Raw genomic sequence first — 24,150 nt, forward strand, 5'->3', positions numbered from 1 at the left:
GAGCACGCCAATAGGATAAAAACCTATGTGTTACCCATGTCCCCGAACATGTGTCACCCATGTCCCCGGTCCATACAATCGCGCGTAACCCATCAGACGGCGGCGGTGCTGTGACCAGCTTCGTGTAGAACCCAACGGTGCTGTGGCGGATATTGTTGCGAGCCCTTGCGCTGCTTGATGGGTTTCGCGCGTTGGGGTGTTTTGGTTCTTGCGTTGACCGGCGCGCGCTGCACCCATCCTACGTTGCATCGCGTGATCGTAGGATGGGTGAAGCGCGAACGAATAGCGGCAAGAACCCGGCTGCGGATCGCGCGGAACCCATCAGACGGCGGCGGTGCTGTGACCAGCTTCGTGTAGAACCCAACGGTGCTGTGGCGGATATTGTTGCGAGCCCTTGCGCTGCTTGAGGGGTTTCGCGCGTTGGGGTGTTTTGGTTCTTGCGTCGATCGGTGCGCGCTGCACCCATCCTACGTTGCATCGCGTGATCGTAGGATGGGTGAAGCGCGAACGAATAGCGGCAAGAACCCGACTGCGGATCGCGCGGAACCCATCAGGCAACCGTCCCTGACAACCATCCATCCATTCGGGTATTCCCCTACCAAAAATCCACTCATCTAGGCTTGTATATACAACCATAGGCATCCTATGATGCGGGCAACCGCTGCGTGGGGAACTTCGCGGCAGAACCGATCAAGGAGACTCTCTTGGACCAATCGAACCGATACCGCGATGTCGTGATCCGCGCCGCACGTGGCAATAAACTGACGGCCAAGAGCTGGCTGACCGAAGCGCCGTTGCGCATGTTGATGAACAACCTCGACCCCGACGTCGCCGAAAATCCCAAGGAACTGGTCGTGTACGGCGGTATCGGTCGCGCCGCGCGCAACTGGGATTGCTATGACAAGATCGTCGAGTCGCTCACCAAGCTGAACGACGATGAAACCCTGCTGGTGCAGTCGGGCAAGCCGGTCGGCGTGTTCAAGACCCATGCCAACGCGCCGCGCGTGCTGATCGCCAACTCCAACCTGGTGCCGCACTGGGCCACCTGGGAACACTTCAACGAACTGGACGCCAAGGGCCTGGCCATGTACGGCCAGATGACGGCGGGCAGTTGGATCTATATCGGCAGCCAGGGCATCGTGCAGGGCACCTACGAAACCTTTGTGGAAGCTGGCCGCCAGCACTATGGCGGCAATCTGACCGGCCGCTGGGTGCTGACCGCGGGCCTGGGCGGCATGGGCGGCGCGCAGCCGCTGGCCGCCACCTTGGCTGGCGCATGTTCTCTGAACATCGAATGTCAGCAGGCCAGCATCGACTTCCGCCTGCGCACCCGCTATGTGGACGAACAGGCCACCGACCTGGACGACGCACTGGCGCGCATTGCCACGTACACCAAGGAAGGCCGCGCCGTATCCATCGCGCTGTGCGGCAACGCCGCCGACATCCTGCCCGAAATGGTGCGCCGTGGCGTCAAACCCGACATGGTCACCGATCAGACCAGCGCGCACGACCCGCTTAACGGCTATCTGCCCGCCGGCTGGACCTGGCCGGAATACCGCGAGCGCGCCAAGCGCGAGCCCGCCGTCGTCGTCAAGGCCGCCAAGCAATCGATGGCCGTCCACGTGCAAGCCATGCTGGCCTTCAAGCGCCAGGGCATTCCCACTTTCGACTACGGCAACAACATCCGCCAGATGGCCAAGGAAGAAGGCGTGGCCGACGCCTTTGACTTCCCCGGCTTTGTGCCCGCCTACATCCGCCCGCTGTTCTGCCGAGGCGTGGGTCCGTTCCGCTGGGCCGCACTGTCCGGCGACCCGCAAGACATCTACAAGACCGACGCCAAGGTCAAGGAACTGATTCCGGACGACGCACACCTGCATCACTGGCTGACCATGGCGCGCGAGCGCATCAGCTTCCAGGGCTTGCCCGCGCGCATCTGCTGGGTGGGTCTGGGCCAACGCGCCAAGCTGGGCCTGGCCTTCAATGAAATGGTCCGCTCGGGCGAACTGTCCGCACCGGTCGTCATTGGCCGCGACCATCTGGATTCCGGCTCGGTCGCCAGCCCCAACCGCGAAACCGAATCCATGCGCGACGGCTCGGACGCCGTGTCCGACTGGCCGCTGCTGAACGCCTTGCTGAACACCGCCAGCGGCGCCACCTGGGTGTCGCTGCACCATGGCGGTGGCGTGGGCATGGGGTTCTCGCAGCACTCCGGCATGGTCGTGGTGTGCGATGGCACCGACGAGGCCGCCGAGCGCATCGCCCGCGTGCTGACCAACGACCCGGCCACGGGCGTGATGCGGCATGCGGACGCGGGTTACGACATCGCCATCGACTGCGCGAAAGAGCAGGGCTTGAACCTGCCCATGGTCACGGGCCAGCGCTAAGGCCACACTCAATCCTATTCCGCGATACGCGGATTGCGGCGCACGTGCCCGCATGACGGCCGGCCTGACCACCCCATTGCAAGACGCCGACGCACCGGCGCAGGAGAAAAAAATGGAATTGCACTTGAAACCCGGCCACCTGACCTTGGCCGATTTGCGGCGCGTCTACCGCGAGCCGGTCCGGCTGACGCTGGATGCGGGCGCGGCGGACGCCATTGACGCCAGCGTGGCCACCGTCGAACGGCTGATTGCCGAGGGCCGCACGGTGTATGGCATCAACACGGGCTTTGGCTTGCTGGCGTCCACCAAGATCGCGCGCGAAGACCTCGAAGCGCTGCAAAGTTCCTTGGTGCGCTCGCACGCGGCGGGCGTGGGCGAACCCCTGGATGACGCCATGGTGCGGCTGATCATGGTCTTGAAGATCAACAGCCTGGCGCGCGGCTATTCCGGTATCCGCCGCCACGTCATCGACAGCCTGATCGCGATGGTGAACGCGGGTGTTTATCCGCATATTCCGCTTAAAGGGTCGGTGGGCGCCTCGGGCGACCTGGCGCCGTTGGCGCATATGTCCATCGTGCTGCTGGGCGAAAGCCGCGCCCGCCATCAAGGCGAGTGGCTGCCCGCGCAGGAAGCGTTGGCGCGCGCCGGCCTGGTGCCGTTGACGTTGGCGGCCAAGGAAGGGCTGGCGTTGTTGAACGGCACGCAGGTGTCCACGGCCTATGCCTTGCGCGGCTTGTTCGACGCCGAAGACATGATGGCCGCCGGGCTGGTGTGCGGCAGCCTCAGCGTGGAAGCCATGCTGGGTTCGCGCGTGCCCTTCGATGCACGCATCCACGCCGCGCGCGGCCAGCCGGGCCAGATCGCCGTGGCCGGCGTCTATCGCGACCTGCTGGGCCAGGACAGCGAAGTCGGCCATTCGCACGCCGATTGCGAAAAGGTGCAAGACCCGTACTCCCTGCGCTGCCAACCCCAGGTAATGGGCGCCTGCCTGACGCAGATCCGCCACGCGGCGCATGTGCTGCAAATTGAATCCAACGCCGTATCCGACAACCCGCTGGTGTTCGTGTCCCAGGGCGACGTGATCTCGGGCGGCAACTTCCATGCCGAACCCGTGGCCATGGTGGCGGACAACCTGGCGCTGGCGCTGGCCGAGATTGGCGCGCTGTCTGAACGACGTATCGCGTTGATGATGGACAAGCACATGTCGCAGTTGCCGCCGTTCCTGGTCGCCAAAGGCGGCGTGAATTCGGGCTTCATGATTGCCCAGGTGACCGCCGCCGCGCTGGCCAGCGACAACAAGGCGCTGGCGCATCCGGCCAGCGTGGACAGCATGCCTACGTCGGCCAACCAGGAAGACCATGTATCGATGGCGCCCAACGCCGGCAAGCGGCTCTGGGCCATGGCCGACAACGTGCGCGACATCCTGGCCATCGAATGGCTGGGCGCCTGCCAGGGGCTGGACTTCCGCGTAGGTTTGAAGACCTCGCCCCAGCTTGAACAGGCGCGCCGCGTGCTGCGCGAGCAAGTGCCGCACTACGAAGAAGACCGTTTCTTCGCGCCGGATATCGCCGCGGCCAGCAGCCTGATATCGGCGCAGGTCCTGAACGGGCTGATGCCCGCGGGGCTGCTGCCTAGCCTCTGATTTTCCTCTTTGCGGCCGTCGCCTGACGGCTGCATTCGCGCGCTGTGCGTACGCGTCCGTAGAAGACGCCCGCACGGCGTGATGCTGCACGCCTATAACAATTACGGAGACGGAAATGCAAGCAGAAACGCAGGATCTGAAACGGGGGCTCAACGCCAGGCACATACGCTTCATGGCATTGGGGTCGGCCATTGGAACCGGCCTGTTCTATGGGTCGGCCAAGGCCATCCAGGAGGCCGGCCCGTCGGTGCTGATCGCCTACCTGATCGCCGGCGCGGCCGTGTACATGGTGATGCGCGCGTTGGGGGAAATGGCGGTCAGAAACCCGGTGTCCGGGTCCTTCGGGCAGTACGCCACCAGCTATCTGGGGCCCATCGCGGGCTTTCTGACCGGTTGGACGTATGCCTTCGAGATGATCATCGTCTGCCTGGCCGACGTGACCGCCTTCGGTTTTTACATGGGCTTCTGGTATCCCGACGTGCCGCGCTGGATCTGGGTGCTGTCCATCGTGTTCTTCATCGGCGCCATCAACCTGTGTTCGGTCAAGGTGTTTGGCGAGCTGGAGTTCTGGCTGTCATTGCTGAAAGTGGGCGCGATTATCGCCATGATTGCCGGCGGACTGGGCATCATGCTGTTCGGCTTCGGGCTGAACGTGGATAGCGCGGCGACGGGTGTGCATAACCTGTGGGAGCACGGCGGTTTCATGCCCAACGGCGTGGGCGGGCTGATTGCATCGCTGGCGGTGGTGGTGTTCGCCTTTGGCGGCATCGAAATCATCGGCATCACGGCGGGCGAAGCCAAGGACCCCGGCCGCACCATCCCGCGCGCGATCAACGCGGTGCCGCTGCGCATTCTGCTGTTCTACGTGCTGACGTTGTTCGTGCTGATGTCTCTTTTTCCGTGGACGCAGATCGGCAGCCAGGGCAGCCCCTTCGTGCAGATCTTTGACGGGCTGGGCATCAAGTCGGCGGCCACCATTTTGAATATCGTGGTGATCTCGGCGGCCGTGTCGGCCATCAACAGCGACATCTTCGGCGCGGGCCGCATGCTGTACGGCATGGCGCGCCAAGGACAGGCGCCGCGCGGTTTCGCGGCAGTGTCGGAATCCGGCGTGCCGTGGATGACGGTGGTCGTGATGACCGTTGCTCTGCTGCTGGGCGTGTTGCTGAACTACCTGATCCCCGAAGACGTGTTCGTGCTGATCGCGTCCATTGCCACCTTCGCTACCGTGTGGGTGTGGCTGATGATTTTGTTGTCGCAGGTGGCGATGCGGCGCAAGATGAGCCCTGCGGAAGTCGCCGAGCTGAAGTTCCCGGTGCCGTTCTGGCCGATCGGGCCGCTGCTGGCTATCGCGTTTCTGGTGTTCGTGATCGGGGTATTGGGATATTTCCCGCGCACGCAGATGGCCTTGGTGGTGGGCGCGGTGTGGATCGCGTTGTTGTGCGTGGCCTACCGCTACCTGGTCCTGCCGCGCGGCCCCAGCGGCGGCATCTCGGTGCCGGTGGCGCAGGGGTCCGACTGAAAGGGTTTGACTGATGGGTCTGAATGACCGAGCACGGCGCCCGCCGCCCCTGGTGGCGCGGCGCCGGTTTCAAGGAGTACGTGCATGAGACAGATCTGGCGACATTGCCACGCCGCCACCATGGCGGGCGGCGCCTATTCGGTGATTGAAGACGCGGCCATCGTGACCCATGCCGATCGCATCGAATGGATCGGCCACGAAGCGGACTTGCCGCCGGTGGATGCGGCGCAGAAACACGACCTGGGCGGCGCGTGGGTGACGCCCGGGTTGATCGACTGCCACACGCACCTGGTCTTTGGTGGCAACCGCAGCAAGGAGTTTGAACAGCGGCTGCAAGGCGTGGACTATGCAACGATCGCCGCGCAGGGCGGCGGCATCGCCAGCACGGTGCGCGCCACGCGCGAGGCGTCCGAAGACGCGCTGTATGTCAGCGCCCGCCAACGCGCACTGCATCTGCTGCGCGATGGCGTGACCACGGTAGAGGTCAAGTCAGGCTATGGCCTGGACCTGCCCAATGAACGCAAGATGCTGCGCGTGGCGCGGCGTTTGGGGCAGACATTGCCGATGACCGTGCAGGCCACCTGTCTGGCCGCGCACGCGCTGCCGCCGGAGTTTGCGGGGCGCTCGGATGACTACATCGACGAAGTGGCGCGGCGCATGCTGCCGGTGCTGGCGGCCGAAGGGCTGATTGATGCGGTTGATGCATTCTGCGAGCATCTGGCGTTTTCGCCCGAGCAGGTTGAGCGGGTGTTCCAGGCCGCCAAGCATCTGGACCTGCCCGTGAAGCTGCATGCCGAGCAGTTGTCTTCGCTGCATGGCGCGACGCTGGCCGCCCGCTACGGGGCCTTGTCGGCGGACCATCTGGAATATCTGACCGAAAGCGATGTGCGGGCGATGGCCGAAGCCGGTACCGTCGCGGTGCTGTTGCCGGGTGCGTTCTATGCGCTGCGTGAAACGCAGTTGCCACCCTTGGACCTGCTGCGCCGCCACGGCGTGCCCATTGCCATTTCAACCGACCTGAACCCGGGGACTTCACCCGTGTTGTCGCTGCGCCTGATGTTGAGCATGGCGTGCACGCTGTTCAAGATGACGCCGGAAGAGGCCCTGGCGGGGGCCACGGTAAACGCGGCGCGCGCGCTGGGCCTGCATGCCACGCACGGCGCGCTGGAACCCGGCAAGGTGGCGGACTTTGTCGCGTGGCGCGTGGCGCATCCGGCTGAGCTGGCGTACTGGATCGGCGGTGACATCCCGAAGCGCGTGGTGCGTCATGGCGCGCTGGTGGACGTAGCGGCGCTGGCCTGAAGCCGCCTGGGTTCAGGCCAGCGTGCGCACCTCGCGTCAGGCGGCGATAGCCATCTGCCGTTGGTCCTGTATCAACGCTGGCAGGCGGAACGTACTGACCGCGCCCTGCAGACGTTGCGCCTGGGTTTCCAGCGACATGGCCGCCGCCGCGGCCTCTTCTACCAGCGCGGCGTTCTGCTGCGTGACCTGGTCCATCTGATTCACGGCGGTGTTGACCTGGTCGATGCCCGTGACCTGTTCCTGCGACGCCGTGGCAATGTCATTGACCAGCAGCGTCAGGCGTTCGATGGTCTGCAGGATTTCCTGCATGGTGTGCCCGGCTGCTTCGACCTGCGCCGAGCCAGCCTGCACGGTGGCGCTGGATGCCGACAGCAGTTGTTTGATCTCTTTCGCCGCCCCGGCGCTGCGCTGCGCCAGTGACCGCACTTCGGCGGCCACCACGGCAAAGCCCTTGCCCTCTTCGCCCGCGCGCGCGGCCTCGACCGCCGCATTCAGCGCCAGGATGTTGGTCTGAAAGGCAATGCCGTCGATGACGCCGACAATGTCTTCGATGCGGCCCGAGTCCTGAGCGATTTCTCGCATGGTGCTGACCGCTTCCTGCACGGCCATGCCGCCGCGCTGCACCACCTGGCTGGCGGTGGTCGCCATCTGGTTGGCCTGGCGGGCATTTTCGGCGTTGCTGGTCACGGTGGACAGCAACTGTTCCATGCTGGCGGCGGTTTCTTCCAGCGACGCCGCCTGCTGCTCGGTGCGGCTGGACAGGTCCTGGTTGCCGGCCGCGATTTCGCTTGAACCGGCGTTGATCTCGACCACGCCCTCGCGCACCGCGTGCACGGTTTGCACCAGGCTGTTCTGCATTTCCTGCAGATAAGGAATGAGCTGCCCCACGCAATTCTTGCCATACGAGGCGATGGGCGTGGTCAGGTCGCCGCTGGCGATGCGCTGAAAATGCGCCTGAACCATATCCAGCGGGCGCCGCACGAATATCACCACGTAGCGGTCGCCCAGCACCAGCAGCAACAGACAGACGCCCAACGTAAGCCCCATGCCGACATAAGCCTGCTGGCGCTTCGCGGCGGCGTCTTCCCACATTTGCGTTTCGCGGTCTTTTGCATAGGCTTCGTAGTTTTCCATGCTCTTGCCGAAGGCGCGGCTGGCCGTCACCACCACAGTGGCGGCGTGCTCTCGTGCACGCGCGATGTCGCCCGCTTCCAGGTGCTGGCGTTGCACGGCGATACCGCCGTTGACCAGCGCATCAAAACCCGCTTGCATGGGTTGCAGGATGCTGGCGGGGGCGTCGTTGCTGGCCAATTCAACAAAGATGGCCTGCTGCTTGCGCGCTTCGTTGAGCGCGGTGTCGATGCTGCGGCCTTCTTCCGCCACCTTGGCGGCCTGGCCTTCGGCGGCATATTCCAATTGCCGCGACAAGCGCAGGCGGGCGCGCATGATCTGGTCATTGACCCGGGATAGCGACGAGACCTCGTGGAGCAGGTCGGCGCTGGTGGCAAGCGCTTCCCCGGCGCTGCGTAATCCGTTGACGCTGATGGCTGACAAGCCCGTGACCAGCGCGCTGATGGCGAGCAAGGTGCACAGAATCATGCGTCGGATCGTGATGTTTTTCAGTATCTGTGTCATAGCGAGTCGTCCGATATACAGCGAGTGCTGCACTACGAACAACGACGCCGGTCAGGGGATATTTAGCAACTGTTTCACAACTTACGAATATATCGGTCTGTTCGACGAATATATCGATAAATAGTGCAACATTATTGCGTTTTGGATGCTATTTCATGGATCGTGGCGCGGGGCATGCCATCGGTTCAGAGGCATCAAAGCGCAGGCGCGAAAAGCTGGCGATGCAGGCCAAGGCGGCACACAAGCCGCCCAGCCACAAGGCGGTTATCGCGCCGTGCGTGGTGGACACGTGAAAACACGCGGCCACCAGCGCCGCGCCGGACGCCTGGCCCAGCAGTCGCACGGTGCCGATCATGCCGCTGGCGCCGCCCGCGCGGGAGGCAGGCGCCGACGTCATGATGGCCCGCAGGTTGGGCGACTGGAAAAAACCGAAGCCCGCGCCGCAGATGGCCATGCGCCAGCAGATATCCCACGCTGAAGGGGCGGCCGGCAGCAGCGCCAGCAGCACCATGCCCAAGGCCAGCAAGGCCAGGCCGACTCCCCCCAGGATGCCGGCGGGATAACGGTCCGACAGCCGGCCGGCAATCGGGGCCATGAAGGCCACCACCACCGGCCACGGCGTAATCAGAAAGCCGGTATGTACCTGGCTGTAGCCCAGCACGGTCTGAAGCATGAACGGCAGCGACACGAAGGCCAGCCCCTGGGCGGCGAAGGCGCAGACGGCGGTGGCGGCGGACAGGGCGAACAAAGGGCGCCGCAGCAGGTCAACGGCCAGGATGGGCGCGGGGTGGCCGGCCTGGCGCCGCATCAGCAGCCACAGGCTGGCGATGGCGCCGCCCCATTCCAGCGCGATGCGCGGCCAGGGCGCGCCATGCGCCAGTTCATTGGAGCCCAGCACGAACAGGCCCAGCGTCAACGCGCACAACACGGCGGCGATGCCATCAAACCCATGGCGCGCGCGCGCGGTTTCGGGCAGGCCGCGCAAGCCCAGCACCGCGGCCAGGATGCCGATGGGCACGTTGATCAGGAACAGCCAGTGCCAGGACCCCAGCAGCAGAATGGCCGACGCGGCGGTGGGGCCGGCCGCGAATGACAGCCCCACCACCATCGCGTTCAGCCCCAAGCCGCGTCCCAGCATGGAAGACGGATAGATAAAGCGCAGCAAGGCGCCATTCACGCTCATCACGCCGGCCGCGCCCAGGCCTTGCAGAATGCGCGCCACCACCAGCGTGGGCAAGGACGGCGCCAGGCCACAGGCCAGCGACGACAAGGTGAACACCACCAGGCCCACCATGTACACGCGCCGATGCCCCAGGATTTCGCCCAGCGCGGCGGCGGGCAGCAGGCCGGCCACCATGGCTAGTTGATAGCCGCTGATGACCCAGATCGACCCGGCGTCGCTGGCCTGCAGGTCGCGCGCGATGGTGGGCAGCGCCGTGTTGGCAATCGCCGTGTCCAGGCTTGCCATGCAAACCGCCAGCATGACGGCGAGCAAGGCGCCCAGGCGTTCTGAAGCGGGCAAGCCGGCGCCTGCCGGATAAACGGTATTGCGTAAGAACGGGAGCATGAGGCGGCAGAAGGCGAGGCGTGCGGGGCGGGGTGTCCGGCACCAAGAGGACTGATTCTAATGCGGCATCAGGCCTGCCTGGATGCGGGCCGGGGTTTGACCGGCCAGAAAAGCGTGGCGGGCCGCTGCCAGATGCGCTGGCGCACGCCGGCCGACAACGAATCGCGGTCGCCACGACGCAGTTCGCGCGAACGCAGCGCCACATTGAAGGCCAGCGCGAAGCTGACCGCCACGTTCAGCAGGCCCGTGACGGCCAGGCCGGCCACGGCCAGCCAGAACGTCTGCGTGCGCACGATGTCCCATCCCAACGTGCCGATCACCGTGCCCAACTGCCCGGCGCTGAGCGTCACGTGGCGTGCTTCCACATGCGCCCCTAGCAAGCCGATCAGCGCCGGCCCCAAGCCCAGCATCAGTCCCAGGGACACGTTGGCCGCGATGCCAGAAATATTGCGTTGCCAGAAGCCGGCCCAACGCACCGCGCCGCGCGCGCCAAACAGGCGCCGCGTTCGGCGGCTGTAGGCCATGACGTCGTGTACGCGGTGCAGCGCGAACCAGTTGTCGGCCCAACCGGCGATCAGGCTGGACAGCCACAGCAGCACGCCGGTGGCGGCGGCGTAGAGCGGGGTTGCGCCCCAGATCGAGAACGACGCCAGCGTTTCTTCCGCCTTGTCCGCGCTGATCAGCGGCCGCTCCAGGGCGTGGACCGCCACCCACTGTACGGCCCAGGCCAGCGGGAACACCACGGCGAGGTTGCCCGCGATGGCCGCGGCATTGGACCGGATCATGGCCAACGTGTCGTCCAGGAAGGCGTCGCGCCCTTCCGGCGAGTGGGAGTCATCCAGGCGGTGAGCCAGCGTGGGCCCGGTCATGGCGGGCTGCTTGGTGGCCAGCGAGAAGTGCGCAAAGTGGATCACCAGGAAGCCGCCCGCGTAGTTCAACGCCGCCAACAGCCCTTCGAGGAGCTTGTCCAGGTGCAGCGACAGGATGAAGAACTTCAAATACACCGTGAACACCATGACGAAGCCGCCGCCCAGCGCCGCCTTCAGCATCGCCAGGTATTCGACGCTGTCGCGCGCGATGTAGTGTTCGCCGGTCTGGGCCGTGCGTTCCATCACCCGGCGCGCCAGTTGCGCGAACGCCGAGCTCACCAGGTGGCGGATGCTGTTGCGCGCCTGGGTGGACCGGATCAGCTCGGTGGTCAGGTGTACGAATTTGTGGCGCTGAGTGGGGTCCACCCATACGTTCAGCAGCAGTTCGATGCGCGCCAGGCGCAGCTTCATGCGTTCGATCTGAAACACGACGTCGACCGACACGCCGTTTTTTGCGAGCTCGTCATAGACGCCTTGCGCGGCCACGCGGCAGCTATCCAGCAGCGCGCGAAACATGTTCAGGCGGCGTGCGAAGACGTCATCAGGCGTGTCGGGCGCGCGGTCGCAGAGTTCGGCCACGGCGGGGGCCAGCGCAAAGAACGGCGAGTCTTGCACCGGGCCAGGCAGGCGAGATCGAATGTCCTGGCCCAGGCCGGTGGCGCGCACCTGGCTGACCAGTACCTGGATGCTGCTGGTCAGGGCTTGTTCGATGTGTGGGGGAAACGGTTCAACGGCGGGCGCGGCGGGGAACTCGGGCGTGTCACCCGCGCGCAAGCCGGTGCGAAACACGGCGGACATGCGGGCCAGCGTTTCGTCGTCCAGCGCCTCGATCCATTCCACCGCGCCACGGCGGCGGAAGATCTGCGAGAACAGGTTGAACATGTCGCCACGAGTGGGGGGCGGCGGCAGCAGGCGTGTCTGGACACGGTTCCAGAACTCGTTCCAGAAGCCGGGATGCGCGGCCACGCCCGTGTCGCACAGCAGCGAAGTCGGGTCGTTGTCGTTCATCAGCGAACGCAGGGTGGCGGCAACCCGCTCGGCGCGCTCGGGGGTGTGTTCCAGCACTTGCAGCAGGTAACGCAGGCGCGCGTGCTGCGGGTAGCGCGGGCTTGGCGCGGCGTCAGAGGCAGCGGCCTGGGCCTGCGGCGTGTCTTGAGCTGGGACGCCGGGGCGGTCCAGCCAGCGGCACAGGTCCACCAGCCATAAATTGCGCTCGGCCAGCGGCGCGTCCGGATCGGCGTTGGCCAGTATCACGTCCAATTGCGGCCCGCCGTGGCGCGCGGCCTGCCACTTGCGCCATAGGGAGGTAAGCATCGATGGCCTCGCGGTTCAGGGGGGAATCGGGGGAATCGGGGGAATCGTGAAGACAAGCGGGGCGTTGCGCGGTGATCAATGGTACGCCTGAAGACGCCGTCCGGGCAGGGGCCGTCGGTGGATAACTATGTGGGCAAGCCGGTGGAAAACGGGTGGATAGCCAGTGGATAGGCGGTGGATAGCCGGTGGACAACACGGGATAACTTTTGGTGACGCATACGCGATCTCTGTTTCCGGGTATTCCCGTAGATTTCGGGTACGCTGCCCGGTGCTTCGCGCGTGCCGCTAAGGCTACCGCGTTTGCCCGTGTCGCCATGGCGGTGCGTCAGGGTATATGGGCGCCGTCCGTCGTCCGTGTCCGACGATATCTCCCGCCTTCCGTTCGCCGTCCGTTTTCACCCTTAGCTGCTTCTTGCCATGACCCTGACTTTCAATGGGCGCGCGTTCGCCGCCCTGCTTGCCGTAACCGCGCTGTTGGCGCTGATTGCCCTGTATGGCGCGCCCTATCCGTTCCTGCGCGGGTTCATGGGTGACGTGGTGGCGGTGGGTTGGGCCTTTCTGCTGTACCGCACGTTCATCCGCGCGCGCGTGTTGCCGTTGGCGGTTGCAGCCCTGTTGACGGGCTACGCGGTTGAATTCTGCCAATACCTGGCGCGGCTGTACGGCCTGCAAATCCAGCAGCCGGTGCTGCGCGTGGTGCTGGGCAGCGTGCCCGACTGGTGGGACGTGCTGGCCTATACCGTGGGGTTTGTGGTGGTGCTGATGCTGGCTGGCGCCAATGAACGCCGCCAACACGCGGCGTCCCTGCAACACGCGCGGATGCGGGCCAGTCTGCGCGCGCGCCGTTAGGCGGCACAAGGCAGCGTCCGGGGTCTGCGCCCCGGCGCGGCGACCGGCGCAACGCTACCCGGTCAGCAATACTTCAACCTGCCTGACACACCGGTTCGTCGTCGTGCCGACGAACCGTGGGGGCTGCTGCGCGCAGCGGTTGCAGACGGGCGCTGCGGAACGGGGCAAACAGCTCGGCCCAGGACGAGGGGAACAGGGGCGTGGCGTGGCGCACCGCATCGCGGCGGGCGTAATGCGTCAGCAGTTGCTGGCCGATGGGGGCGTCTCCCAGAGGGTGGTGGGTATTCATGGTATTTCCGTATTGCATTGATAATGTATTCATTGTACTCAGCACGCGCGGCGACGTCCACCCAGCCTCCTGCCGCTACATCTGCCACAACCCATTGATTTACATCGTTCCGGCCCTTTTTCTCCCGGCTTCTTCGGGATTGCCCTAACAGTCCAAAACAGTAGACGGTATACAATGTTCATCATTCCCGGGCTAAACCCAGCCTGGTATCCCTCCCTACTGGACTGGAGCGCGTCATGGCAGAACTGATGAACCGAGATGAATTCCGTACCGCGTTGGAAAACGCGATCAAGGGCAAGAGCGCCAATGCGTCGCCCTTTTCCATTGCCTGGGCCGAAGGCAAGCTCAGCCGCGAACATCTGTCGCGCTGGGCCGAGAACCACTACCACTACGTGGGCCCGTTCGCGGACTACCTGGGGTATCTCTACGCCCGCACGCCCGACACCTACACCGAGGCCAAGGATTTCCTGCTGGCCAATATGTATGAAGAAGAGATTGGCGGCGACCGCCATACCGACCTGCTGATCCGCTTTGCCGAAGCCTGCGGCACGACGCGCGAACGGGTCACCAACCCGGACAACATGTCGCCCACCACGCGCGCGCTGCAAAGCTGGTGTTATGCCGTGGCCATGCGCGAGGACCCCATCGTGGCGGTGGCGGGCCTGGTGGTCGGGCTGGAATCGCAAGTGCCGTCCATCTATCGCAAGCAAACGCCCACGCTGCGCGAGAAGTACGGCTTCACCGATGAAGAAGTGGAGTTCTTCGACTTGCACATCGTGTCCGACGAGATTCACGGTGAACGCGGTTATCAGATCGTGCTGGAACACGCGAACACGGTCGACTTGCAGCAGCGCTGCCTGAAGATCTGCGAAATCGGCGCCCAGATGCGGCTGCTCTACACCACGGCGCTTTACACCGATTACGTGCAGCACGAGATCAAGCTGCCCGAACTCGGCCTGGCCGCCTGATTGTTGTGGGTGTTTTCCCGGGCCGCGCCGCGCCGCGCAGGCGCCGCGCCCGGCCCGCAGTTCCTGGACGACAGACTCATGCCTACCGTTGTATTTCATAAAGGCGGCCAGACCTACACCGACGTGGTGAAGGACAACACCAATCTGGTGGTGCGGGCCGGCATCAAGCAGTTTCCGTATCCGCATCTGCGCTACGAATGCGGCATGGGCAAGTGCGCCAAGTGCGCGTGCCGCGTGCTGGCCGGCGCCGAGCATCTGCCACCCGTTAACTGGAAAGAGAAAAAGCAGTTGGGCGAGCGCATTGATCAAGGCTATCGGCTGGCCTGCCAACTGTGGTTGAACAACGATATCGAGCTGGTCCAGGACGGGGAGGCCTAGCGCGATGGATGCCGTGTACGTAATCCTGACGTCCAAACCTGGCGTGTTTCGCACCGAGGTCGGCGACGACGTCGACATCATTGAAACGTATGACTACGAGTTCTACGGGCGGGCCTTGGCCGTGTTCTGCATTGCGCGGCTGCACGGCGATACGCGCCTGATCGTGACGGAAGAAACGCCGCCCTACGTCGTCAATCGCGTGCCCTCCAAGTTTCTGGAGAAATTCGCGTCGGTGGAGGCGGCCCGCAAGGAACTTGCCCATCTGACTCGATTTGGCAGTATGGAATCCACCTTGACGCTGCGCCCCGCCGCCGCCGTCGCAAGGCATTGAAAAAAATGGTTCAGATTACATTCGTCTCGAACGGCGGCAAGGTCGCCACCGCGCCTGAGAACAGCAATTTGCTGCGCGTGTCGCTCAAGGAAAAGGGCGGCATCCCCTTCAAGTGCGGGGGCGGCCTGTGTGGCACCTGCAAATGCCGCATCGAGGAAGGGCTGGAGCACACGGACGCCATCAAGCCCAAGGAACGCAAGCACCTGCGGCCCGAAGACTTCGAAGCCGGCTACCGCATGGCCTGCCAAACTTTTGTGACCGGCGACGTGAAGGTGTCGTGGGTGGTGCAGAACGGCAAGGGCGTGGTGGTGGGCGTGGCCTCAGACGCGGCCGACGCGCCGGTGCCGTCCGCCTGACTCGGCGGGCGCCACGCCCGTGGCGCTGTCGCTTTTGATTTTTGACTGATCAGTCAACCGCGCCGTGCGGCTGTTGAGCGTCTGTATAGGCTTTGGCAGCGTTGTGCACGTGTTGGCTGGCCAACAAGGCGGCCAGGTCGCCATTGCCGGCAATCACCGCATTCAAGATCTGCGAATGTTCGTCCCAGTTCGCCTTGGCGCGATGCATGTTGCTGGGCGCGAACAAGAGCGCCGTGCGGTCACGCAACGAGCGCATCAAATCTGTCAGCACCACGTTGCCGGCAATGGTGGCCAGCATTTCGTGAAACTGGGAATTCAACGCCAGGAACTTGTCCAGTTGTTCCCCGCGCGCGGCTTCCGTGCCTTCGCGCAGGAATGCCTGCAAGCGTTCCACGGTTTTTGCATCGCGGCGTTGCGCCGCCAGCTTGGCGTTCAAGCCTTCCAGCGTGGCGCGCACTTCCACCATGTCGTAGGCGATGGCGTCGGACAGCACCGATACGGATGCGCCACGGCGCGGCTCGATGGTGACCAGCCCTTCGGCGGCCAAGGCGCGCAGCGCTTCGCGCACGGGGATGCGCGACACGCCCATTTCTTCAGACAAACGGCCTTCCACCAAACGGTCACCGGGGGTGAATTCCCCGCTGAGAATGCGTTCGCGCAGTTTGTCGCGGATAACGGCGAACAACTGCGGGTGCTGCTCGCCGATCTTCAGCGGAGCGGAAGACGGGGTCTCTGCGGCTTGCGGGCTGACGGGCGAAGTGGTCATGGCGAGCTGGGTTGGATTAATGGATACAGTCCGCATTGTATTACCCGGTGTAGCCGAATGCCGCGACGACAAGCGTGCATTGCGGCGCCGGACCCCGGGACTTCCGGCAGCGGGGTGGCCAACGTCGAGGCCGCCAATGTCGAGGCCGCCAACCTCAGGCGCCCCAGAACGCCTTGGCCAGCACCCCCACGGCGCTTAGCGCGCATACCGCCAGCAGCACGCTGCGCACGGCGTGTGGAGGCAGTCGGTGGCGCAAGCGGTTCGAGACCGCAAAACCCGCCAGCAAGAAGGGCGCCAGGCTAAGCGCCAGCCCAAGGTGGTAGCCCGTGTACCGCTTAGCCAGCGCCAGCATGGCCAGCGAGAAAATCGAACCCAGGAACAGCACCACGCCCAGCGTGGCGCGCAGTTGCGGCGGCGCGGTGTGCTGCAACACGATGGCGATGGGCGGCGCGCCCACCGACGTCATCGTTCCCATGATGCCGGAGGCCACGCCGGCCCCGGACACCCGGCCCGGGGTGGCGGTAAAGCGCAAGCCGGCCACGCTCAGGGCCACGGCCACGAGGATCATGCCGGCAAACAGCACGCCCAGGGTCTGGGGCGCAAAGCGCGCCATCGCATAGATGGCCAGCAGCGTGCCGACGGCGCGGCCGGCCAGCGCATACGACACGGACGACCAGTCGATAAAGGCCCGCTCACGCAAGGCAGTCAGTAGGGAAATGAAGCCGCCCAGCGTCAGTAGCGGGCCCGGAGCCAGTTGCGGAAAGAACATTGCCGCCACCGGGGCCGCGAACATCGCGAAGCCGATGCCACCCACGCCTTGCGCCACGGCGGCGCCAAACACCACCACGGCCATCGCGGCGTAATGCCAGACATCGGGAAAAGACAGGGCGGACATGGGCTAGGCCTATTGTTGTATACGATAGTCAGGCATGCATTTCTACCGCAATGCGACGCAGCTGTCGGATCTAGGGTGAACCCTTAAAATTCGGGCTGTATTCATGAGATTTTCAGAATTATCGGTTTCCCTAGGCACTGCATATTTCGATTGGTATGCCTGCAAACGAAATATAGTATACCGATTGTGGCGACCTAACAGCCACGTCACAAGGGGAATCACGCATGCAAGCGGACGTCGTGCTCACTGCTGCTCATTGGATGTATCTGATCAGCGTGGCCGCCATCATCCTGACGATGATTTTGCGGGCCAACGTGGTGGTGCCATCGGTAATCGGCACCTTTCTGGTGGTGCTGGCCATCACCGGCAACCCGATCAGTGCACTGATCGGCATCTTTTCGGCCAGCTTCGTGGCCGCCAAGGAATTGTTCAACATCTTCCTGGTCATCACCTTCATGACCGCCCTGCTGAATTCCCTGAAGACCTTGCAGGCGGACGTGCGCATGGTGCAGCCGTTTCGGCGCGTGATGCGGGGCGGCCATTCGTCGTTCATCATCATCGCGCTCTGTACCTATGTGCTTTCTCTGTTCTTCTGGCCCACGCCCGCCGTGCCGCTGGTGTCCGCCATCTTGCTGCCCGCCGCCATCGCCGCTGGCCTGCCTCCCTTGGCGGGCGCCATGGCGATTGCCATTGCCGGCCAAGGCATGGCCTTGTCGTCGGACTATGTGATTGGCGTGGCGCCCAGCATCAGCGCCAAGGCGGCGGGCGCGGGGGTCAGCGCGGCCGTGGTGGCCGACCGTGCGCTGGTGTTGTCGCTGATCACGGGCGCCGTGGCGCTGACAGCGGCCTATCTGCTGATCCGCAAGCACATCGTGCCGGCCAACGCGGGGCTGTTGGACGCCTGGCAGGCGCGTGCCCAGGACGGCAGCCTGGCGCGCATCGAGCAGTCCGGCTCGTTCGACAAGGCCGAACTCGCCCGCGGCACCATGGGCGCCGACCCGGCCTTGCCCAGCGGCCCCAGCGTCAGCGATGAAGAACGCCGCCGCGTGCGCTGGTCCAAGACCTTTGCCGTCGTGACGCCGCTGGCCTTCCTGGCCGTGATCGGCGTGATGGTGCTGCCCCGGCTGTTCCCCACGTTGCCCGCGCTGCGCGGCGGCGACGCGGCGGCGCTGGTGGGCGGCGTTGCCTTCGTGGTGATGATGCTGGTGACGCTGGCCGCCGAAGGCCCGCGCAAGATGCTGGACGTGTGCCCCGAGCACGTCACCGACGGCTTTGTGTTCGCCTTCAAGGCCATGGGATCGGTCCTGCCGATTGCCGGCTTCTTCTTCATCGGCGCCAATGAAACCGCGGCGCAGATCCTGGGCGTGCCGCAGGCGCAGGCCCCTGGGCTGTTGTTCGAAGCCATCTCGGCCGGGCAGCACCTGATACCCGAAAACCACTTCCTGGTCGCGTTCGGCGTCTTGCTGGTGGGCATGATTACCGGCATCGATGGCTCCGGCTTCGCCGGGCTACCGCTCACGGGCACCCTGTCTGGCGCGTTGGGTCCGGTGGTGGGCGTGGACCCGGCCACTTTGGCCGCGGTAGGTCAGATGGGCGCGGTGTGGACGGGGGGCGGCACGTTGATCGCGTGGTCGTCCTTGATTGCGGTGGCCGGCTTCGCCCGCGTGAACGTGCTGTCATTGGTTCGGGCCCTGCTGCTGCCGGTGGTGCTGGCGCTGTCGGTATCCACCATCTGCGCGGTGCTGATCTGGCGCTGACCTAGCTCTGATCACGCCATTCAAGCTGTCAAAAGGGGCCTACGGGTCCCTTTTTCACGCCGCTGCCTGGGGTTTCCACGTATCGTCGCGTAGAGATTAAAGTATACAATGTTCATAAGCTATCTCAGGCGACCCAATTCGGGCCACTCCCGTACCGGCAAAGGAAGCGCTTCCGTGGACGATCTTTCGCAGCAAACCTTCATGAACCATATCGGCGGTGCCTGGGTGCCCAGCGCCTCCGGCCGCACGGCCCCCAATATCAACCCGGCGGATACCAGCGACATCGTGGGCAACTTCCCGGTATCGGACGCCGACGATGCGCGGCGCGCGGTACAGGCCGCCGATGCCGCCTTCGCCGGCTGGCGCGACACGCCAATCTCGAAGCGCGCAGCCATCCTGTTCCGCGCGGCGCAGTACCTGGAAGACCATGCGGACCAATTCGCCCGCGAACTGACGCGCGAAGAGGGCAAGGGCCTGAACCTGGCCAAGGACGAAGTGCTGCGTTCAGCGCAGACGATCCGTTTCTACGCCGTCGAAGGCCAGAGCTTTACGGGCGAAACCTTCGTCAACGATGACCCGGACATGGTCGTCTACAGCCAGCGCGAACCGCTGGGCGTGGCCGCCGTGATCTCGCCCTGGAACTTCCCCATTTCCATCCCGGCCCGCAAGATCGCGCCCGCGCTCATCGCCGGCAACACGGTGGTGTTCAAGCCGTCTTCCGACGCGCCGCTATCCGGCTACCGCCTGACCGAAGCCTTTGTGCAGGCCGGCCTGCCGGCGGGCGTGCTGAATCTGGTGATCGGCCCCGCAGCGGCGGTGGGCGCCGCCATTACCAGCGCGCCGGCCGTGCGCGCCATCTCGTTCACGGGCTCCACCGCCGCGGGCGAACAGATCCACCGCAGCGCGGGCCTGACGACGCGCACGCAGATGGAATTGGGCGGCAAGAACCCGCTGATCGTGCTGGCCGACGCCGACCTGGACCGCGCCGTGGACCTGGCGGTGAAGGGCGGCTTTTCGCTTAGCGGCCAGGCCTGCACGGGCACCAGCCGCGTGCTGGTCGACGCCAAGGTGCGCCAGGCGTTCACCGACAAGCTGCTGACGCGCGTCAAGGCGCTGACCATCGGTAATGGCTTGAACGGCAACTTCGACCTGGGGCCGCTGGCCACCCGCAAGCAGTTGGACAACGTGCTGAGCTACGTGGCGATCGGCAAGGAAGAGGCCACGCACTTGTGTGGCGGCGAGCAACTGACCGGCCCGGACTTTGATGGCGGCTACTACGTTACGCCCGCGCTTTTCACCGACGTGACTCAGCAGATGCGCATCGCACGCGAAGAGATCTTCGGGCCGGTGATTGCGTTGATTGAAGTCGATGGCTATGACGACGCCATCGCCAAGGCCAACGACACGGAATACGGCCTGTCCGCCGCCATCGCCACCACCGACGCGCGTTACGCACACCGCTTCGCGCGCGACATCCAGGCGGGCACGGTGAAGATCAACCGCACCACCACCGGCAACCTGATCAACGCGCCATTTGGCGGCTTGAAGCATTCCAGCACGTCCACGTTCCGGGAATCCGGCCGCGTGGGCCTGGAGTTCTACACGCAGATCAAAACCATCTACCGCGCGGGCTGAACGCGCGCGATCAATCACTGAAGAGGCTACGAATATGAAGCAGATCTACCGCCTGGAACTGGAAGAAGCGCGCGTGATGGTGCGCGCCGCCATGGCCAAGTCTGAAGAAATCGGCGTGCTGGAATCCATTTGCATCGTGGACGACGGCGGCTATCCCATCGCGCTTGAGCGCATGGATGGCGCCCGCATCACCGGCCCGCAGATCGCCTGGAACAAGGCCTTTACCGCCGCCGGCCACAAACGGTCGACGCACCTGTTCAACACACCGCCCAATGGCCCCGCGCTGCCGGGCAACGAAGCCTTCGGGATCCAATGGAGCTTTGACGGCAAGTTCGCCGTGTTCGTGGGCGGCTTTCCCATCGTGGTGAACGACGAGGTGATTGGCGGCGTGGGCCTGAGTGGCGGCAACGGCGAACAGGATACGCAGGCGGGCCTGGCCGCATTGGCGGCCTTGGCCGAACTGCTGGAGCCGCGCGGCATGAAAGTGCTGGTGCAGGCGGACATCAAGAAATAAGCGAGGCCCGTCATGGCATACCGCGTGCACCTCCTGCAGACCGGCGAGACCTTTGTTGCCGGCGCCGACGAATCCCTGTTGGACGCCGCCGAACGCGCGGCGGTGAAGCTGCCGCACGAATGCACGTTCGGCGGCTGCGGCACCTGCCGCATCAAGCTGGAGACCGGTGCGGTGCGCTATGACGAATTTCCGATGGCCTTGACGCCGGAGGAAGCCGCCGAGGGCTACGCGCTGGCGTGTCAGGCGCGGGCAGAAAGCGATCTTTGCATCAGTGTGCCCAGCAGCCGCCAGGTGTTTCCCGAGCCGCGCCAACTGCCCGCCACCGTGCACCGCATTGAAGCCTACACGGACGACATCATCCACCTGACGCTGGCGCTGCCCGACGGCGGGCTGGACTATGTGCCGGGCCAGTACATGAACGTGCTGATGCCCGATGGCGAAACGCGCAGTTTTTCCATGGCGTCGGCGTCGGCGTCGTCGGAGGGGCTGGTCGACTTCCATGTGCGCCGCATTCCCGGGGGCCGTTACACGGACCAATGGCTGGGCCAGGCGCAAGCTGGCGCGGCCCTGACGATTGAAGCGCCCTTGGGTGTGTTCAGCTACCACGAGGAAGACTGGCGCCCGCTCATCATGGTGGCCACGGGCACCGGCATCGCGCCCATCAAGGCCATTCTGGAATCCTTGCTGGACCAGGAAGACTGCCCGCCCGTGACCCTGTATTGGGGTATGCGCGCGCAGGCGGACCTGTATCTGCAAGATGAAATCGCGGGCTGGGCGGGGCGCTTGTACGAATTCAATTTCGTGCCGGTGTTGTCGCGCGCCGACGCAAGCTGGCAGGGCCGGCGCGGTTACGTGCAGGACGCCGTTGCCGAAGACCACGACAACCTGTCCGAACACGCCATCTACCTGTGCGGCGCGCCCGCCATGATCCAAGACGCCAAGCACGTGCTGGCCGCGCGCGGCGCCAGCCTGGAGCATATCTACGCCGACAGCTTCACCTTCCAGCACGCGCTGGAGCCGGCGGTCTGAAGGCAATGGCGTCTGGCCTGGAAGCGCGGTCGCGCCGCGTCAGGCCGTGCCGCGTCAGGCCGTGCCGCGTCAGGCCGGGCCGCGTCAGGCCACGCCACCCCGCGCGCTAGCGGAACACCAGCACGGGCAGCCGCGTCTTGGCCAGCACGCGCTGGGTTTCGCTACCCAGCAGAAAGCCCGTCATGCCATGGCGCCCGTGCGACCCCATGATGATCAGGTCGCAGCCCTGGCCCTTTGCGGTTTCCACAATGGCCTCGTGCGGGTGGTCGTTGACCAGCACGACACAGTTGCACGGCACCAGCGCGTGGCGGGCTTCCATTTCAAGACCATTCAGGTAGTTTTCCGCGTTCTTGCGCGCCTGATCGGTGTGATGCGTTTGCGTGGTGCCCAGCATTTCGGCCTGGTGAACCAGTAGATGGTCCTCCGGAATGGCGCGGATGAGCGTGATGGTTGCGCCCATTTCCTTGGCGAAAATGAGGGCGCGCTTGAATGCCGATTCGGACAGCAGGGAGCCATCCACGGCGATGAGCAAGTGCCTGTACATGTTGCCTCTCCTTTAGGAAAAGGAATGTCGAGCAACGGCGAAATCAGTATAGGCCTGGCCCTGCTGGCAATCCAGTCCCGCAAACGGACGAGGCGCGCGGCGCCGGGCCTTCCCATGACAGAGTGATAGGCATATATTGACAGCGCGTTATCCGGCAGTTCCCTCGTGGCTTTCAGCTTCATGCGTTGCTTCACGGAGAACGGTTCATGCGTCGACTGCAGCGGTGGTTAATCGCTTGTTTGTGCCTGGGGCTGGCGGTGTGCCTGCCCGCGGCGGCGCAAACCAAGCTGGACAACGGGCAATTGGATCAGTTGATGGCGCCGGTGGCGCTGTACCCCGATTCCTTGCTGTCGCAGATCCTCATGGGGGCTACCTACCCCGACGACGTCGCCGCGGCTGCCAAATGGTCGGCCGCGCATACGTCCGAATCAGGTGACCAGGCGGTCAAGGCGGTGGAAGGCGAGGCCTGGGACCCCAGCGTGAAATCACTGGTGGCGTTCCCGTCCGTCATGGACATGATGGGCCGCCAGCCTGACTGGGTGAAGTCCGTGGGCGATGCCTTCCTGGCGCAGCCGGACGCCGTGATGGATTCAGTCCAGCGCTTGCGCACGCAGGCGCAAAAGGCCGGCAACCTGAAAAGCACGCCGCAGCAGACGGTCACCACCAACACCACCAACGATAAGACGGTGGTCGTGATCGAGCCGGCTGATCCGCAGGTGGTTTACGTGCCCAGTTACAACCCCACCGTGGTCTACGGGGCGTGGGCCTATCCTTCCTATCCGCCTTACTACTATCCGCCGCCGCCCGGGTCTGTCTTTGCGACCGCGCTGGTTTCCGGCATCGGTTTTGGCTTGGGCGTGGCTGCGGTGAATTCGATGTGGGGCGGGTTTAACTGGGGAAGCAACGACGTCGACATCGACGTCAACCGGTACAACAACATCAACGTCAATCAGCGGATCGACAACGCCCGCAACAATAATGTGTCCTGGAAACACAACCCGCAGAACCGAGGCAACACGCCTTATGCGGACCAGGCCAACCGTCAGCGCTTCGATAGCGAACGTCAGGCGGGCCTGCAGAACCGGCAAGCGGGCCAGCGGCAGGGGCAGGGCGCACAGGGCGGCCGTGTTGCCGGCGCTGCACCCGCGCCGAATTCACGCGACGCTGCGCGCGATCGCGCGGCACAGTCGTTCGAGGGACGTACCGGGGAACCCATTGCGGGCCATTCACAATCTGGCGCAGGACGTGGTCAGGGCGCCGCTGACCGTAGTGGCCAGGGGGCGGCGGGCCGTAATGGCCAGGGCGCGGCAGGACGGCAAGAGGGCCAAGGGGCGCGCAGCACGCAGACCGGCACCCCCAGCCCGCGCTCTTCAAGCGTTTCCACGCAAAACCAACAGGCGGCGGCCCAGCGCCAGCGGGCGGATGAAGCCGCGGCCCGCGACCGCGCCCGCACCGCCAACAGCAATAACGCGCTGCGCGATTCCGGCAACGGCGACCGCATGCGCCAGCAAAGCCAACGAAGCGACATGAGCCGCAGCGGTGGTGGCGCTCCTCGCGGCGGCGGCGGACACGCAGGCGGTGGCCGTTCCGGCGGCCGGAGGTAG

21 protein-coding genes are annotated in these 24,150 nt (G+C 64.9%); 14 read left to right on the forward strand and 7 right to left on the reverse strand.

Going from position 1 to position 24,150, the window contains the following annotated elements; genetic code table 11:
* Positions 1-704: 704 nt before the first annotated feature.
* The 4 genes from hutU to hutI all read left to right on the forward strand — a co-directional run bounded on the left by hutU (position 705) and on the right by hutI (position 6,850).
* Complete coding sequence (gene hutU, locus WBR68_RS18705; RefSeq protein WP_230694959.1) at positions 705-2,384, forward strand: urocanate hydratase; 1,680 nt, start codon at positions 705-707, stop codon at positions 2,382-2,384.
* 112 nt (positions 2,385-2,496) lie between these two features.
* Positions 2,497-4,026: a histidine ammonia-lyase gene (gene hutH, locus WBR68_RS18710; RefSeq protein WP_050446865.1), complete on the forward strand. Its 1,530-nt coding sequence runs from the start codon at positions 2,497-2,499 to the stop codon at positions 4,024-4,026.
* 115 nt (positions 4,027-4,141) lie between these two features.
* On the forward strand, positions 4,142-5,548 hold the full coding sequence (locus WBR68_RS18715; protein WP_230694960.1) for an amino acid permease: 1,407 nt from the start codon (positions 4,142-4,144) through the stop codon (positions 5,546-5,548).
* An 84-nt stretch (positions 5,549-5,632) separates the two neighbouring features.
* Positions 5,633-6,850: an imidazolonepropionase gene (gene hutI / locus WBR68_RS18720; RefSeq protein WP_230694961.1), complete on the forward strand. Its 1,218-nt coding sequence runs from the start codon at positions 5,633-5,635 to the stop codon at positions 6,848-6,850.
* 36 nt (positions 6,851-6,886) lie between these two features.
* On the opposite strand, the gene WBR68_RS18725 is transcribed toward hutI, so the two are convergent.
* The 3 genes from WBR68_RS18725 to WBR68_RS18735 all read right to left on the reverse strand — a co-directional run bounded on the left by WBR68_RS18725 (position 6,887) and on the right by WBR68_RS18735 (position 12,235).
* Positions 6,887-8,485, reverse strand: coding sequence for a methyl-accepting chemotaxis protein (locus tag WBR68_RS18725; protein ID WP_230694962.1), 1,599 nt, complete (start codon positions 8,483-8,485; stop codon positions 6,887-6,889).
* A gap of 148 nt (positions 8,486-8,633) precedes the next feature.
* Positions 8,634-10,052, reverse strand: coding sequence for an MFS transporter (locus WBR68_RS18730; RefSeq protein WP_050446830.1), 1,419 nt, complete (start codon positions 10,050-10,052; stop codon positions 8,634-8,636).
* Positions 10,053-10,120: 68 nt separating this feature from the next.
* Positions 10,121-12,235, reverse strand: a complete 2,115-nt coding sequence (locus tag WBR68_RS18735) for a site-specific recombinase (RefSeq protein ID WP_230694963.1) — start codon at positions 12,233-12,235, stop codon at positions 10,121-10,123.
* A gap of 417 nt (positions 12,236-12,652) precedes the next feature.
* On the opposite strand from WBR68_RS18735, the gene WBR68_RS18740 reads away from it, so the two are divergent.
* On the forward strand, positions 12,653-13,084 hold the full coding sequence (locus WBR68_RS18740; RefSeq protein WP_050446828.1) for a ribosomal maturation YjgA family protein: 432 nt from the start codon (positions 12,653-12,655) through the stop codon (positions 13,082-13,084).
* A 73-nt stretch (positions 13,085-13,157) separates the two neighbouring features.
* On the opposite strand, the gene WBR68_RS18745 is transcribed toward WBR68_RS18740, so the two are convergent.
* The gene (locus WBR68_RS18745; protein ID WP_230694964.1) at positions 13,158-13,373 is read right to left on the reverse strand and encodes a hypothetical protein; all 216 of its coding nucleotides are present in this window, start codon (positions 13,371-13,373) and stop codon (positions 13,158-13,160) included.
* A 236-nt stretch (positions 13,374-13,609) separates the two neighbouring features.
* Here WBR68_RS18745 and WBR68_RS18750 point away from each other — a divergent pair, with 236 nt between their 5' ends.
* From WBR68_RS18750 to WBR68_RS18765, 4 genes are all read left to right on the forward strand, one after another.
* Complete coding sequence (locus WBR68_RS18750; protein WP_050446826.1) at positions 13,610-14,341, forward strand: TenA family transcriptional regulator; 732 nt, start codon at positions 13,610-13,612, stop codon at positions 14,339-14,341.
* A 78-nt stretch (positions 14,342-14,419) separates the two neighbouring features.
* Positions 14,420-14,719 (forward strand): 2Fe-2S iron-sulfur cluster-binding protein, encoded by a 300-nt coding sequence (locus WBR68_RS18755; RefSeq protein WP_230694965.1) that lies wholly within the window; start codon positions 14,420-14,422, stop codon positions 14,717-14,719.
* Between the two features lie 4 nt (positions 14,720-14,723).
* Entirely contained in the window at positions 14,724-15,050 is a 327-nt protein-coding gene (locus WBR68_RS18760; protein ID WP_083447361.1) for a ferredoxin, read from the forward strand.
* Complete coding sequence (locus WBR68_RS18765) at positions 15,047-15,406, forward strand: 2Fe-2S iron-sulfur cluster-binding protein (RefSeq protein WP_342490508.1); 360 nt, start codon at positions 15,047-15,049, stop codon at positions 15,404-15,406. Before WBR68_RS18760 ends, WBR68_RS18765 begins: the two co-directional genes overlap by 4 nt.
* A 49-nt stretch (positions 15,407-15,455) precedes the next feature.
* Here the strand turns inward: WBR68_RS18765 and WBR68_RS18770 are convergent, their stop codons facing one another.
* Complete coding sequence (locus WBR68_RS18770; RefSeq protein WP_050446823.1) at positions 15,456-16,172, reverse strand: GntR family transcriptional regulator; 717 nt, start codon at positions 16,170-16,172, stop codon at positions 15,456-15,458.
* Positions 16,173-16,326: 154 nt separating this feature from the next.
* Positions 16,327-17,067: a sulfite exporter TauE/SafE family protein gene (locus WBR68_RS18775; RefSeq protein WP_050446822.1), complete on the reverse strand. Its 741-nt coding sequence runs from the start codon at positions 17,065-17,067 to the stop codon at positions 16,327-16,329.
* A gap of 224 nt (positions 17,068-17,291) precedes the next feature.
* On the opposite strand from WBR68_RS18775, the gene WBR68_RS18780 reads away from it, so the two are divergent.
* The 4 genes from WBR68_RS18780 (at position 17,292) to WBR68_RS18795 (ending at position 22,002) form a co-directional block, all read left to right on the forward strand.
* Positions 17,292-18,824 (forward strand): hypothetical protein, encoded by a 1,533-nt coding sequence (locus WBR68_RS18780; RefSeq protein WP_230694967.1) that lies wholly within the window; start codon positions 17,292-17,294, stop codon positions 18,822-18,824.
* Positions 18,825-19,025: 201 nt separating this feature from the next.
* Complete coding sequence (locus WBR68_RS18785; protein ID WP_050446863.1) at positions 19,026-20,459, forward strand: aldehyde dehydrogenase family protein; 1,434 nt, start codon at positions 19,026-19,028, stop codon at positions 20,457-20,459.
* Positions 20,460-20,493: 34 nt separating this feature from the next.
* A complete protein-coding gene (locus WBR68_RS18790) occupies positions 20,494-20,973 on the forward strand; it encodes a GlcG/HbpS family heme-binding protein (protein WP_050446820.1) in 480 nt (159 codons plus the stop codon).
* A 12-nt stretch (positions 20,974-20,985) separates the two neighbouring features.
* Complete coding sequence (locus tag WBR68_RS18795) at positions 20,986-22,002, forward strand: 2Fe-2S iron-sulfur cluster-binding protein (RefSeq protein WP_230694968.1); 1,017 nt, start codon at positions 20,986-20,988, stop codon at positions 22,000-22,002.
* Positions 22,003-22,108: 106 nt separating this feature from the next.
* On the opposite strand, the gene WBR68_RS18800 is transcribed toward WBR68_RS18795, so the two are convergent.
* Positions 22,109-22,546, reverse strand: coding sequence for a universal stress protein (locus WBR68_RS18800; protein ID WP_050446818.1), 438 nt, complete (start codon positions 22,544-22,546; stop codon positions 22,109-22,111).
* Positions 22,547-22,752: 206 nt separating this feature from the next.
* Between WBR68_RS18800 and WBR68_RS18805 the strand changes: the two genes are divergently transcribed.
* A complete protein-coding gene (locus WBR68_RS18805; RefSeq protein WP_230694969.1) occupies positions 22,753-24,150 on the forward strand; it encodes a DUF3300 domain-containing protein in 1,398 nt (465 codons plus the stop codon).

Origin of the sequence: Achromobacter sp. JD-1 (assembly GCF_038594925.1) — a bacterium.
GTDB classification, from domain to species: domain Bacteria; phylum Pseudomonadota; class Gammaproteobacteria; order Burkholderiales; family Burkholderiaceae_B; genus Achromobacter; species Achromobacter spanius_C.